This is a genomic window from Synechococcus sp. CBW1107 (assembly GCF_015841355.1).
GTDB lineage: Bacteria > Cyanobacteriota > Cyanobacteriia > PCC-6307 > Cyanobiaceae > Regnicoccus_A.
In genome coordinates, this window is record NZ_CP064908.1 from 1,894,650 (window position 1) to 1,907,894 (window position 13,245).

The following is a 13,245-nucleotide window of genomic DNA, read 5'->3' on the forward strand; positions in this document are numbered from 1 at the left end:
ATCCTGACCGCATGATGGATACTCCCAGCAGCACCGCCGATGTGATTCAGGGGCTGCTTGCGGACCTCCATCGCCGTTATTCCCTGCTGGAGGAAGGGGCTCCGGCCGACTACATCCCGGAGCTGGCCAAAGCGAATCCCTCGGATTTCGGTATCTGCATCACCACGGTGGATGGACGCATCTATGAGGTGGGCGACACCCGCAAGCCATTCACGATCCAGTCGATCTCCAAGCCGTTTGCTTATGGTCTCGCCCTGAAGTTGTTCTCGGACGACTACCTGGCCACGAAGGTGGGGGTGGAGCCATCTGGAGATGCCTTCAACGCCATCAGCCTCGATCAGAAGACGGGCCGTCCCCGCAATCCGATGATCAACGCCGGGGCCATCGCCACCACGGCGCAGATCTGGAATCATGATCCGCATCAGGCCGAAGCCCTGATGCTCGACTTCTTCAGTGAGCTGGCCGGGCGTCGCCTCAGCATCGACCAGGCGGTGTTCCAGTCCGAGCGTGCCACTGGTCACCGCAACCGGGCGATCGGTCACCTGCTGCGTAATTTCGGAATCATCGAGGATGATCCGGAAAACGCTCTCGACCTCTATTTCAAGCAGTGCTCGATCACGGTCACCTGCCATGATCTCGCGGTGATGGCCGCCACCCTGGCCTGTCAGGGTCACAATCCCTTCACCGGATCCAGGCCACTCACGCCAGAGATCACCGTTCGCATGCTGGCCCTGATGGCCACCTGCGGCACCTACGACTTTGCCGGTCAGTGGCTCTATGACGTCGGCATGCCGGCCAAGAGTGGCGTGGGTGGTGGTGTGCTCGCGGTGGTGCCCGGCCGGCTCGGGATCGCCACCTATTCCCCGTCGCTCGATGCGCTCGGCAACAGTGTGCGCGGCATTGCGGTCTGCAATGAGCTCTCCGACAGCCTCGGCCTCAGTCTCTTCAACCAATATCCCCAGACCAGTTCCACCATCCGGCGCTCTTATAAAGGCTCCCAGCGCCAGTCGCGGCGCTGGCGCGCGGCGGATCAGGCGAAGTTGCTGCAGGAGCGGCGAGACGCAGTCCGCATCGTGCATACCCAGGGTGTGCTCGATTTCGCCGCGATCGAGAGGCTGCTCTCCGAGCTCAGCGAGATCATGGCTGATGCCTGGATCCTCGTGCTGGATGTGGCCCATGTCACGGAACTTCCAGAGGAGTCCAGGGGGCTGTTCCTGCATGAACTCACCTCCCTGCGGCGCCGGGGAGTGATCGTGCTGATGGCCAGGGCCCGCCATCTCAACCTTCCCCGATCACTCAGCGTGGCCGGGGGAGTCGAGGAGATGCCCCAGTTCGAGCAGCTGGATCAGGCCCTGGAATGTGCCGAAGACCTGCTGCTGGACTCCACCAAAGACGAGAATCCGAATCCTCCCTTCAGTACGGAGATCGATCAGACGCTCGGCTTTCTGGGCATGTTGCAACCCACCCACCGTCAGACCCTGGCCGATCTGATGCAATGCCGCAACTTCGCCAAGGGGGAGTACGTGGTCAGGAAGGGTGATTCCGGCCATGAGCTTTTTCTGGTTCGGGAGGGGCGTTTCACCATCACCGTCGAACTGCGCGGCAATGACGGGCAGTCCTATGCATCCCGATTGGCCACCTTCGAGCCGGGGATGTGCTTTGGGGAGATTGCCTTCCTCTCCGGCACACCCCGTACAGCCAATGTCACAGCGGATCTCGACGGCAGCTGCTGGGTGCTCGATCGCCACGATTTCGATAACCTGCGCCAGTGGGAGCCCGATGCCGTCACGGAGCTGTTGCTGGCGCTCACCCGTGATCTGGGCACCAAGCTTGCTCTCACCAGCTACCAGCTCACCTTGATGGAACATCTGTGAAGCCGTTGCGTCCATGACCCCCCGAGCGATCACCTGGCTGCGGCGCTATGGAGTGTTCGTGGTCTGGGCCGGCGCCTGTGCCCTCGGCTATGGACTGTTCCCGGACATCTACGAGCATTGGCAGCTGGATCTCTCCTCCCGCACCCAGGAACTGCGCGGACCACGCAAGCCACCCTCCGGGGTGGTGATCGTCGGCATCGACGACTACAGCCTTGTGCAGGGTCAGAACGCCGACCTCAGCCAGGACAAGGACCTGCGCCGCCTTGCTGACTGGCCCTGGCCCCGCGCGATCTACGACCGAGTGCTGGATCGTCTCTTCTCAGCCGGTGCCCGGGTGGTGGGCTTCGACCTTCTCTTCGATGCTCCCAGCAGCCACGGCCCGGAGGATGACGCGGCCCTGGCCGCCGCCCTGCGCCGCCACAGCGGCAAGGTGGTGCTCGGGGCCCAGGTGTTCGAGAGCCGCGGCCGGGTGGGCGGCCTCACCCTCAGTGCCGCCATGCCCTTCCTCAGCGAGGCTGCCGGTCCCCGCAGCTCGGGGCTGCTCAATGGCCTCCAGGATCCCGATGGCTACATCCGCCTGCGACCCAGCACCTATGCCGAGCAGCTGCGGCAGTCGGGGATGCTGGATGTGCCGGTGGGCCTCTCCAGCCAGCTGATCGCCAAGGGCCGCGTGGCCGAGATTCCGCCACCGCCGATCCTCGCCAGCTGGCGGCCTCTGGTGGACCCCTACGGCCCGCCTCGCACCATCCCCACGATCCCGATCTGGGAGGTGCTCGAGTCGGGCAGCTTCGCCCGTCTCAAGCAACAGGGCACCTTCCGCAACCAGGTGGTGCTGATCGGTCCCACCGCCAGCGTGCTCCAGGACATCCACCGAACGGCCTTCGCCGGCGCCGAGGGCATGCCCGGCGTCGAGATCCACGCCGCCGAGATCGCCAACCGTCTGGAGGGACGTGCCCTTTACATCCCCCCCAACGCCTGGTACCTGGCTCCCTTGCTGGGGTTCCTGGTGCTGGCTCTCGGCCTGGCCAGCGCCCGGGCGGAGAAGCCGCAGGTGCGGCTTGGAGCCCTGGCGCTGCTGGCCGGAGCGATGGTGCTTCTGGGGCTGATCCTGCTGAGCAGCACCGGCGCCGGCATCGGTCTGCTGGGGATCTCCGCTCTCATCCTTGCCACCGGCCTGGTGAGTGCCGGTGATGCCACGGTGAGGCTGCAATGGAACCGGTTGCGACTGCGCCGGATGCTGGAGCGCTACCTCTCACCGGCGGTGGCGGCCCAGATCGCCAGCCAGCCTGAGGAGGCCGATGAACTGCTGGGGGGCAAGGTGTCGGAGGTGGTGGTGTTCATCTGCGACGTGCGTGGCTTCACCCAGCGCACCACCAAGATGAGCAAGGAGGGTAAGGCCACTCAACTGGTGCAACAACTTAATGAATATTTTGCCGTGGTTGTTGATACCCTCCAGCGCAAGGGAGCGATCATCGATAAATATATGGGCGATGCTGTGCTCGCTGTCTTCGGGGTGCCCCTGAACCGGGGGATGGAGGTGGAGGTTCAGTCGGCTCTGGAGGCGATTCTGGAACTTCAGGACCAGATGGAGGCCCTCAACCAGCGCTGGGCCGCCCAGGGAAAGGACCCCTGGGAGCAGGTGATGATCCTGAGCGGCGGGCCTGTGATCAGCGGGAACATCGGCTGCGCCTCTCGGATGGATTACACCGTGATCGGTGACACCGTCAACATGGCCAGTCGCCTGGAGGGGGTGGCCAAGCAGTCGGGACGCGACATCATCCTCAGCCGTGTGGTGGCTGAGCATGCTTCTCGCGAATGGGACTTGGAGCGGGTGGGTGAGTTCGAGATCCGCGGCCAGGAAGCCCAGGAGGTCTTCACGATGAAACCGAGGGAACATTATGAGCGGAGTCAGGGCTAGCCTGACCTTGATGGCTCATCTTCAAGCTCCATGAACCACCGCCTGGTTGCAACGTTTGGCGGACTGCTTCAGGTTGGCCTTCTCCAGGCCGTGTTGATGGTGCCAGCCGCCCCGAGTCATGCGGCGGCCTTCGAGCAGGCCACCATCAAGCGGCTTGTCGATGGTCGTGAGGTCTACATCGACGGCAAGGCCGCCCGGGTGAATGAAGTGGCCCGTTCCGGCCAGCAGGTGCGCACCGGCAAGAGTCGCGCTGAGCTTCTGTTTGATGCCCGCGCCACGGGCTTCCTGGGTCGCTCGAGCGTGATCACCCTTGGCAATGCCTGCTTCCGCCTCAGCAAGGGCGCGGTGCTGGTGAGTGGACCCCAGAAGGCCTGTCTCGGCACCAAAGTGCTGGGGGTGAAAGGCACCACCTATGTCCTCACCCGCGCCGATGACGGACTGTTCGACTTCGTGGTGCTGGAGGGGCAGGGGTATGTGGGCCCTGAAGATGGTTACGAGGAGAAGCAGGACTCCACCACCTCCGGTTCAGCAGCGGGTGCGGCCGGGGATCCCTCGGGCAACACCACCTATGTCTGCCGCTGTGAAGTGGCCCGCTTCACCGCCGACGGCGAATTCGTCAGCCAGGGCAAGCTCAGCCGCAGCCAGTACCAGGCTCTGCTGAGCCTGCACACCTCCGGTCAGAGTCAGCTGGGCAAGAGCGCCGAGATCAAGGACGCCTTCTCGGAGTGCTACAGCGGCAGCTGAGCCTTCTCCAGGCCTCAAAGAGTCAGGGTCTCGAACAACTGCTTCATGCGCTTGAGCAGCTGATTCTCATGCTGCTTCACCTTCTCCCTCTCCATCCCTTCCAGCTCGCCGCGGCGTTTGCTCACCAGGTGGGCCATCCGGTCCATCAGCGGCGGGTTCTCAATCAGCAAGGGACCCAGGCTGGTGCGTGAGACCTCCAGCAGAAGGCATTCCTCCAGTGCCCGGACGGTGGCACTGCGCCGGTTGCCGGCGAGCATCGACATCTCACCGAAGACATCGCCGGGTTTCAGGCAGGCCACCCGGAAGGGCTCCTCCTCCTCCTGGTCCTTCAGCACCTCGACCATGCCCTGAACAACCTGGAACAGGGAATCACCTCGGTTGCCCTCGCGCACCACAACTTCCCCCGGCGCAAACCGCAGGCAGCGGGTGGTCCTGGCCAGCTGGATCATTTCCTCCTCGCTGAGGTCCCCGAAGAGCGGGTTGCGGCTGAGCAGAGCGCGCCGTTGGTCAAGGCCGCGCTGGTCGGGATGCCCTGCATCAAGGACGGTCCGTTTCTCCCGGAGTTCACGCACCGGATAGGGGACGCTCTGGCCGGTCCGCTCCAGGCTGAACCAGATCTGCTCCAGCAGTTCACTGCGCAGGTCGAGCATGTCACCGAGATTGCCCGGGGGCTGGAAAGCGATGATGTCGTAGGTGATGGCACTGTCGGCGAAGGCCTGCACCCGCACGGCAGGAGAGGGATTCTCCAGCACACGAGGATGTTTATGGAGCACCTCCAGCAGCAAGTGCCGGGCCCTGGAGGGGGGCAGGGTGTAATCGAGGCCGATGCTGAAGCGGTTGCCCATCGCACCAAAGGCCACGTAGTTGCGCACCACAACTTCGGTGACCTTGGTGTTCGGCACCACCACCAGTGCACCGGTGACATCCTTCAGGCAGGTGTCACGCCAGTTGATCGACACCACCACGCCCAGGGTGCCATCTCCCAGATCGAGGAAATCTCCCACGGAAAAGACATCATCGAACTGGAGTTCCAGGCCCGCAAAGAGGTCTTTGAGCGGCTCCTGGGCGGCCAGACCCAGCATGGCGGTGAGCACGGCCGAGGTGGTGACCAGGCTGACCAGATTGAAGCGGGCCTGCTCCTGCACCACGATCACCGTGGCCACGATGCCTCCACCCAGCATCAACAACTGCAGCAGAATCTGGGCAGGTTCTTTCCTCAGACGCAGGGCTGCCGGAAGTTCGAGAAACCCCCAGAGAGCGAGGCGGATGCCCAGGTAACTGAACATCAACTCGTCGATGGTGGAGATCCAGGCCCGGTAGTGAGCGGGCAGGAGGATCAGCGGCAGGGTGCGCACCACCGCCCAGCTCAGAATCGCCAGGGCCGCCAGCTGAATCGGCAGCTTCGGCAGGCGCAGGCGCCGGATCAGGAGCTGCAGGGGCAGCAGCAGGACCATCGTCACGATGGCTGTGAGCCACACCTCCAGCAACAGCATCCTGAAGTTCAGCGCTCAATGGGACGCAGAGCATCCGGGCATGGCCGGGAGAGCCCGCACAGCAGGATAGAGGCGATGGCCGTTCGCCCTGCCGTCACTGCCGTTCTTCGCCTCCGTCAGCCCATGGTTCACCCTGGTCGCGCCGCAGGGGTATGGCCCCTGGCCTTGCTCCTGCTCCAGATGACCCCGCCGGTGAAGGCTCAGCAGGTGCAGTTGCGCTGTGATGGCACTCTGCTCGAAGCCCGGGGCAGTGCCGAGCAGAAGCGCACGATCAACGTTCTCCGGGTGTCCCTGGCGCTCTCAGCGGAGGCGGCCACGGCGGATGGAGCCCTGGGCGAGCTGCAGCGGCGGCTGGCACTGGTGCGCCAGGCTCTGCAGCGCCTTCAGGTGAGGGAGCTGGTGGTGAGTTCACCGTCCAGCTGGGAGCGGCCCGCAAGCCCGAAGCGCCCGGCGGCCGTGGAGGCCAATCTTCAGGTGAGCGGTGAACTCGCCCCGGCCCGGCTGCAGGCTCTGGTACGGGAGGTGGGGGCGCTGCCCGGCGTCCGCCTCAATCCGGTATCACCCAGGGCCGACCAGGCCGGAGATGCCGCCGTGCGCCGCCAGTTGCTGCGGCTGGCTTATCAGGATGCGCTGCTTCAGGCCAGGCAGCTGGCCGAGGCCATCGGCCTGGGCATGCCAACACCCCTGGAGGTGCAGATCGACGGCGGATTCCGGCCGATGCTGGCCAAAGGCATGGTGGCCGATGCCGCTCCCCCACCCTTCGAGGCGGGCGAGTTGCCTCCTCCGATGGATCGGCTCGACATGCAGGTGCGCTTCTGTGCCCGTTGAACCGGGACCCTGTCTCCAGGTTCCATGGTGACCGATCACTCCGCAGGGCGGGACCCTGAGGCGGCAAGCTGGTACTGAGCTGATCTTTCCCATGGCATCGGATGGCGCCCAGGCCATGTCTGGTCTCGGGCTTTTCGCCTTGCTGGCCATGGGCCACTTCGTTGCCGACTTCGGCCTCCAGAGTGATCGGATGGCCGTGGAGAAATGTCCGGGGAAGGATCACACCCTTTCCTGGCCCTGGTGGCTGCTCGCCCATTCCGGCATTCATGCCTTCATCGTCACCTGGCTCACGGGAGTGGTCTGGCTCGGTCTGGCCGAGTGGGGGATTCACGCCCTGATCGATTACGGCAAGTGCCGCCACCGCTATGGGCTTGGGGTGGATCAATTGCTGCACATGGCCTGCAAGCTGATCTGGGTGCTGATTCTGGTGATCCTCGCGCCTGTGGGCTCCGGTGGGTTGCTGCAGGCTTTCCCCCGCTGAGCGGGGATCAGCCTGTGGAGTCCGGTGTTGGGCCTGAGCGTCCCTGGCCGATCACCAGCAACCGATCCATCGCCTTGCTCAGGCAGTAATTGAGGGGTTTGAACTCCGACTCCAGCCGGTTCAGTTGATCGGTGTCGCCCCGCTCGCTGGCGGCGATGCCATCGAGCAGCAGGCCGATCACCTCATTGCTGCGCATGCAGCGCTGGCTCACCAGCGCCAGCATCTCCATGGCCAGGTCGATATCGAAAAGCAGGGTCTTGAGGAAGTTGTCAACGCTCACCTCCACCAGCTCGGCGGGGCCCTCCACAACCCGCACATCCGCGGAGTGCTGGCCTGAGCCGAACAGACCCATCTCCCCCAGCAATTCCTCGGCCTCGATCACCGCGAGGGTGTGGGGTTCGGGCTCGGTGAGGCGGATCTGAATCGCCACCTTCCCTTTGGTGAGCAGCATCAGGCTGTCGGCCGGAGCTCCCTGGCTCATCACCAGATCGCCGCTGGCGGCCTGGCGGATCACCGGTGCCAGTTCGTCGTGGTGGATGTCCAGCAGCAGTTTCATCCGCTCCCTCACCACCTTCAACTGCGGTTCGTCGCCCCACATGGATCGCTCCTCTCAGGTCTGCAGGTAGGTGCTCTGGCGGAGGCTGTTCTGCAGATGGGCCATCAGCCGGCCGGCGTCGGGCACCGTGAGGGTGCCGCGGTGAATGGCAGCCTCGCTGGCCACCCGCAGGCGCTCGAGCAGGGTCTCGGGGTCGTGTTCCATCGCTTTGAGCACCTCCGCGTTGCTGTTGCCCCGCACCACATGGTCGACCCGGTAGCGGCCATTGGCACCCAGACGGATATGGACTGCATTGGTGCTGCCGAACAGGTTGTGCAGGTTGCCCATCACTTCCTGGTAGGCGCCGCCGAGAAACAGGCCGATCCAGTAGGGCTCACCCTCCCGCAGCTCATGGAGTTCCAGCAGCGGTTTGGCCTGGCCGGGGCCGATGAAGCGGGCCAGCTTGCCGTCGGAATCGCAGGTGAGATCAGCGAAGCTGCCCAGACGGCTGGGGCGCTCATCGAGCCGGTGGATGGGCATCACCGGGAAGAGCTGATCGATGGCCCAGGTGTCGGGAGCGGAGCGGAAGATCGAGAGGTTGGCGTAGTAAGTGCCCGCCAGGGAGGCCTGCAGCGCCTTGAGGTCGTCGGGGATGGGGGTGGCCGCGCTCCAGCTCTCCAGCTGCGTGGCGATCGCCTGGCAGCAGGCCCAGTAGAGCTGCTCGGCCGCTCCCCGCTCGGTGAGGCTGAGGTAGCCCAGCCGGAAGGCGGAGAGGGCGTCCTGCTTGAACTTGATCGCGTCGTTCCAGCTCTCCTGCAGGTGGTCGACCTGGCCAGGTGCATCGAGGGCGGTGGCCTGGATCGTCGCCAGGGTGTCGCGCAGGTTGCGCACGATCAGCGGCTCCTCCGCCTGGAGCGCCGGCTCCTCCCCCTGCACCCCACCGGTGCCGAGCACATCAAAGACCAGCACGCTGAAGTGGCTGGCGATCGCCCGACCGCTCTCGCTCACCAGGGTGGGCAGCGGCACCGAGCGGGGCTCGCAGCATTCCCGCACCGTGGCCACCACGTCGTTGGCGTAGTTCTGCAGGGAGTAGTTGGTGGAGGCGGCGCTGGCGGTGCGGCTGCCGTCGTAGTCGATCCCCAGGCCACCGCCCACATCGAGATAGCCCATCGGTGCCCCCAGTTCGGCCAGTTGCACGTAGATCTGACCCGCCTCCTGCAGGGCGTCCTTGAGCACGGCGATGTCGTTGATCTGGCTGCCCACGTGGAAGTGCAGCAGGCGCAGCTCGCTGAGCAGATCGGCCTGGCGCAGGGCCTCCACCGTGGCCAGCAGATCCGGCACCGACAGCCCGAACTTGGCGCGCTCCCCCACCGAGCTGCCCCAGCGGCCACTGCTGCGGCTCGAAAGCTTGGCGCGCACACCGATCAGCGGCGCCGCCCCCAGCTCGCGGCTGGCGCTGATGATCCGCCCCACCTCGTCGGCTTGCTCGATCACCACCACGGGTTGGCGGCCCAGCCGGCGGGCCAGGATCGCCGTTTCGATGTAGCGCTGGTCCTTGTAGCCGTTGCAGATCAGCAGGGCTTCGGGATCGTCCACCAGGGAGAGGGCGATCAGCAGCTCGGCCTTGCTGCCGGCCTCCAGGCCGAAATGCCACTGGCGGCCGCTCTCCACCAGCTGCTCCACCACGTGGCGCTGCTGGTTGCATTTCACCGGAAAGACGCCCTGATAGCGGCCGGCGTAGCCGTACTGGGCGATGGCCCGCTCAAAGGCGGCATGGAGCCGCTCCAGCCGGTCTTCGAGGATGTCGTCGAAGCGGATCAGCAACGGCAGGCTCAGATCCCGCCCCTGCAGGCCCTGCACCAGCTCCACCAGATCCAGGCAGCCGCCCCGCTCCCCCCGCGGCTGCACCATCACGTGGCCGCGGGCGTTCAGGGTGAAATAGGGATCCCCCCAGCCATCGAGGCCGTAGAGCCGGCTGCTGTCGGCCAAGCTCCAGGCCGAGGGCGGTGGAGCGCTGGTGCCATCGGCCCGTTCAGGCTTGGGGGGATTGGCGACCACCATCGGAGCCGAATGCGGCGACAAGGCTGACGTAGAAATCTAGTGGTTTCGCTTGAGGGGTCCAGCTGGCAACCATGGCACCCTATCGATGGGTGAAATTCCGTGTTGCGGGCCCTGATCGTGATTCAACTATGGAATGGCTTCATATGATCTGACAGTATGCTGAGTTCTTGTGGGAAAGCAGATTTTTGATTGGTCAGCTTCAGGCACGGTATCACCTCGAACGTTTGCTTGGCTGAGCTGTCTTGCGCTTGCCGGATGGATGTTCAGTGGCTTTACGGCTGTGGCCCAATCGCTGCAAACCACCCAGACGTCCACCATTGGCTCGGTCGTGAACTACGACAACAACTGGGCTCAGACCTTCTCTGTAACGGGTGGGGAGCTCACCACAACCAATGGTTCTGCACAGATCCAGCCCTTCGCCAAAGTGGAAGGCTCGGATCACCTGAGATTTCCGAACTCGGGTACAGCCGAGTTCAAGGCGTCGGTGACGAACCTCAGCGACGAGGGAGGCTACACCAGTGGCAATGCCCAAATTAGCGGACTATCCATTAACAGTGTGGTATTGAATCCTTCGAGCCAAAACGGCGTTCCTGCGATCGTGATTCTCACAAGCAGCCCAAACGTGGGGGCTGGCTTGCAATCACCCTGCATCGAAGGCACGATAGCTGACAGCAGTTGTCCCACCGCCACCAGCCCCACGCCTTTGGCTGAAAGTGTGCCCACAGGCGCCAGCATCATCGGCGACAACATCGGCACTGAGAGCATTCAGGTTACCGGCACGCAGAGCACTTCCATCACTAATTCACTCACCGTGTTCTGATGAGACGCCGCAGGCTCCAGCTACACAAATCCCAGGCACGCGTCCTGTTTCAGAGAATGGGCCTCTGCCTGATGGGGCTGCTTCCGCTGGCCTGCCTGCCTGCCGCCTTCGCTCAGAGTGCCACAGTCACGGACGTGCGGGTCACCGGCGTGAATGCCAGCTTCGCCAATGGGGGGGGCTTCACGATTGTCAGTGATGGCAGCCTCTCCTATGGCGGCCCCCTCAACGCGATCCGTTCATCCGATCCCCCCAGCCTGCGCATCGTGCTGAACGGAGAGGAGCTGCTCAATGGCGTGCCTGCTCCCGTGGCCGAAGCGCTTCCCCTGGGCACCGTGCGCTCGAATGTACTGAGCCCCGAACTGCAGGATGCGAAGCTGAATCTGGATCAATCACCGGCGGCGGTGGTGCTCGGCATCGGCGGCACGGTAGCCACCTACACGGCGGCTGGGGCTACGGTCCAGACGCAACGAATTGAATCAGTGGGGGGTCAAGCATTGAGCATCTTCCCCGATCTGCTGCCTAGTGTGTTCAACCGTGGGGTGCTGCGATGACCCAGGTTAAACGTTCGTTTCAGCTGGCCGGCAGCCTGCTTTTGCTGGCTGTCTCCTGCTGGCCGAGCAATGCCGCTGCCCAGATCACCGTGGGGTATCGCAATCCGATCTTCGTGAATCAGAGCCGCACGCGCGAACAGCGCCAAGGTGTACGGACCACTCGGCGCTTTGAGGTGTCTGGCATCAATGTCAAGCCGCTGGACGGCAGTTTGATCTACGACGAAGACACCATCTGGACGATCTCGGAACCTGGTAAGCCGTTCTCGCTCACCGTGCTGGATCAGAATCCACTGGTAGAAACCCGTCAGACCTCGATTCAGGCGGAAACCTCCCAGGCCGCTCGCACGGAGCGGGTTTTTGTGCAGGTCACCGGCCCGGCGGCGGAAGCGCTGCGATCGCCCTTTGAGAATCAGCAGCGCCAAGAGGATCTGCTGCTTGGAGTTCCTCCCAGCCTGACCAGCGTCTTCGGCCCATGATCCACTCCACGTTTTGCCGCCGGCTGCCGCCACAAGACCGGCCTCGCCTTCGCGGTTCTCTGCTGCTGTCTGGCCTGCTGGCCCTTCTGCCTGCGCTGTTGATCTTGCCAGCGTGGGGGCAGCGGGTTCCCAATATCACCGGCTGGAGTTTCAACTTTTCCTCCGGTCGTGGCGGCCAGAACCGCAGTACGGCCGGAGCACTGAGTAGCAGCGATGGTGTGCAGGTGGTGGTGGAGCCGGGCAACACCGAACTGATCCAACGTCCTGATGGCACGTTCGCCTATCGCATTCTGGATCCCAATCAAAAGTTCGGCTCTGCCTTGCAATCCCGAACCAGCAGTGAACAATCTCGAAGCAACACTTTTGGCATTAGTGAATTCAGAGATTTTGGCTATTCGGTGTTCATTCCTTAAGTCTAGAGGAGTTGTCTCAGGGATTAAGCCAATCCCAGCAGGCCGCTGAGCAGGGCTCCGAAAAGCCACAGGATCGCATATCGCAAGCCTGCAGATCGTTATCTCGTGGCATTCTCAACAAAGTCAGGAGCGAGCGTTGTTCCGTTTTTCATATCATGGTGAGCCAGGCAGTAATAGGAAAGATCTGGACTGCCATAAACAGCAGCAAGCACGCTTAGCTTGAGTAGTTGCTGAGCACCTAGATTCTGGATAGCCTGGATATGGCGGATGAACACTGCGTCTGACCAGATATGTTGAGAAGGCAGATTGGGATCATTGTTGATTACTATGGGCTTGAGCGCCCTGCCTGCGAGGCCAAGAAACTTATGGAACATCAATTGATGCTGATCCAGGAATGTGCAGACATCACCAAAAAGAGGCTGCCCCACATAATGTGAAATGAACTCCACCTCACAGACGAGTGCCAAAACGCTTTTCAGCGCTTCTATTCCACCTTTAAACACGTCTAGCTCTGCACCTTGAATATCAATCTTGATAAAGTCGGTTTCGGATATGCCATTCTCGCGAGCAAAATAATCCATGCTGACTGTATCGATCACGCCCTTGCGCTTGAGATAGGCAACCTCAAAGTTATTGTAGAGGCTGATTAAGGCTTGGTTCGGCTCGTACAAGCTGCAGCACATAGGGTGATTGGTTATATAGAAGTCGCGACGCTCGTTCCTTTCGCCAAGTGCGTTCGGATAATACCTCACACCGGCCTTCGCTTTTGCATTCATCTGGTTGCAGAGATCTTCATCGACTTCAAAGCCGATAATCTGAGAGCCTGGGAAAAGATCTAGCAGTGGGTAGAATGGCTCAGGGTTTCCTTCGATCTGTAAGGCTCCGAAAGGCTCCGATTTCCATTATCGTGAACTTTAGCTCAGGGCTTTCGGCAAGAATGATGGACGCCAGTTGCGCAAGCATGGTTTTGAATTTCTTTCCTGTCGTCATTTTACTGGGGTGCTGACTATGTGGGGTCCAAACGTACCGACGAGTTGGCGCCGCTCTGGAA

Annotated in this window: 13 protein-coding genes; 9 read left to right on the plus strand and 4 right to left on the minus strand. The window is 62.8% G+C overall.

The features are described from left to right. The first annotated feature begins 11 nt into the window (after positions 1-11). From glsA to I1E95_RS09820, 3 genes are all read left to right on the plus strand, one after another. Entirely contained in the window at positions 12-1,874 is a 1,863-nt protein-coding gene (glsA, locus tag I1E95_RS09810) for a glutaminase A (RefSeq protein WP_197161828.1), read from the plus strand. 13 nt (positions 1,875-1,887) lie between these two features. Continuing rightward, positions 1,888-3,792 carry a CHASE2 domain-containing protein gene (locus I1E95_RS09815; RefSeq protein ID WP_197161831.1) on the plus strand — a complete coding sequence of 635 codons (1,905 nt, stop codon included), beginning with the start codon at positions 1,888-1,890 and terminating at the stop codon, positions 3,790-3,792. Positions 3,793-3,888: 96 nt separating this feature from the next. After that, positions 3,889-4,536, plus strand: a complete 648-nt coding sequence (locus I1E95_RS09820; protein WP_197161834.1) for a hypothetical protein — start codon at positions 3,889-3,891, stop codon at positions 4,534-4,536. A gap of 14 nt (positions 4,537-4,550) precedes the next feature. Here I1E95_RS09820 and I1E95_RS09825 read toward each other — a convergent pair whose 3' ends face one another. Next, positions 4,551-6,029, minus strand: coding sequence for a mechanosensitive ion channel family protein (locus tag I1E95_RS09825; RefSeq protein ID WP_197161837.1), 1,479 nt, complete (start codon positions 6,027-6,029; stop codon positions 4,551-4,553). A gap of 180 nt (positions 6,030-6,209) precedes the next feature. On the opposite strand from I1E95_RS09825, the gene I1E95_RS09830 reads away from it, so the two are divergent. Both I1E95_RS09830 and I1E95_RS09835 read left to right on the plus strand, forming a co-directional pair. Continuing rightward, positions 6,210-6,857 (plus strand): SIMPL domain-containing protein, encoded by a 648-nt coding sequence (locus tag I1E95_RS09830; protein ID WP_231594544.1) that lies wholly within the window; start codon positions 6,210-6,212, stop codon positions 6,855-6,857. A 91-nt stretch (positions 6,858-6,948) separates the two neighbouring features. After that, the gene (locus tag I1E95_RS09835) at positions 6,949-7,338 is read left to right on the plus strand and encodes a DUF3307 domain-containing protein (RefSeq protein ID WP_197161842.1); all 390 of its coding nucleotides are present in this window, start codon (positions 6,949-6,951) and stop codon (positions 7,336-7,338) included. Between the two features lie 7 nt (positions 7,339-7,345). Here I1E95_RS09835 and I1E95_RS09840 read toward each other — a convergent pair whose 3' ends face one another. Both I1E95_RS09840 and speA read right to left on the minus strand, forming a co-directional pair. Next, entirely contained in the window at positions 7,346-7,894 is a 549-nt protein-coding gene (locus I1E95_RS09840; RefSeq protein ID WP_231594545.1) for a cyclic nucleotide-binding domain-containing protein, read from the minus strand. Positions 7,895-7,948: 54 nt separating this feature from the next. Then, positions 7,949-9,934 (minus strand): biosynthetic arginine decarboxylase, encoded by a 1,986-nt coding sequence (gene speA, locus I1E95_RS09845; protein ID WP_231594546.1) that lies wholly within the window; start codon positions 9,932-9,934, stop codon positions 7,949-7,951. Between the two features lie 259 nt (positions 9,935-10,193). Here speA and I1E95_RS09850 point away from each other — a divergent pair, with 259 nt between their 5' ends. The 4 genes from I1E95_RS09850 to I1E95_RS09865 all read left to right on the plus strand — a co-directional run bounded on the left by I1E95_RS09850 (position 10,194) and on the right by I1E95_RS09865 (position 12,194). Beyond that, positions 10,194-10,754, plus strand: coding sequence for a hypothetical protein (locus I1E95_RS09850; protein WP_197161852.1), 561 nt, complete (start codon positions 10,194-10,196; stop codon positions 10,752-10,754). Between the two features lie 71 nt (positions 10,755-10,825). Beyond that, positions 10,826-11,305 (plus strand): hypothetical protein, encoded by a 480-nt coding sequence (locus I1E95_RS09855; RefSeq protein WP_197161854.1) that lies wholly within the window; start codon positions 10,826-10,828, stop codon positions 11,303-11,305. Continuing rightward, positions 11,302-11,781, plus strand: a complete 480-nt coding sequence (locus I1E95_RS09860) for a hypothetical protein (protein ID WP_197161857.1) — start codon at positions 11,302-11,304, stop codon at positions 11,779-11,781. Before I1E95_RS09855 ends, I1E95_RS09860 begins: the two co-directional genes overlap by 4 nt. Beyond that, positions 11,778-12,194, plus strand: a complete 417-nt coding sequence (locus tag I1E95_RS09865; protein WP_197161860.1) for a hypothetical protein — start codon at positions 11,778-11,780, stop codon at positions 12,192-12,194. The genes I1E95_RS09860 and I1E95_RS09865 overlap by 4 nt, the downstream gene beginning before the upstream one ends. 98 nt (positions 12,195-12,292) lie before the next feature. On the opposite strand, the gene I1E95_RS09870 is transcribed toward I1E95_RS09865, so the two are convergent. Next, positions 12,293-12,970 (minus strand): FkbM family methyltransferase, encoded by a 678-nt coding sequence (locus tag I1E95_RS09870; RefSeq protein WP_231594547.1) that lies wholly within the window; start codon positions 12,968-12,970, stop codon positions 12,293-12,295. Positions 12,971-13,245: the final 275 nt, after the last annotated feature.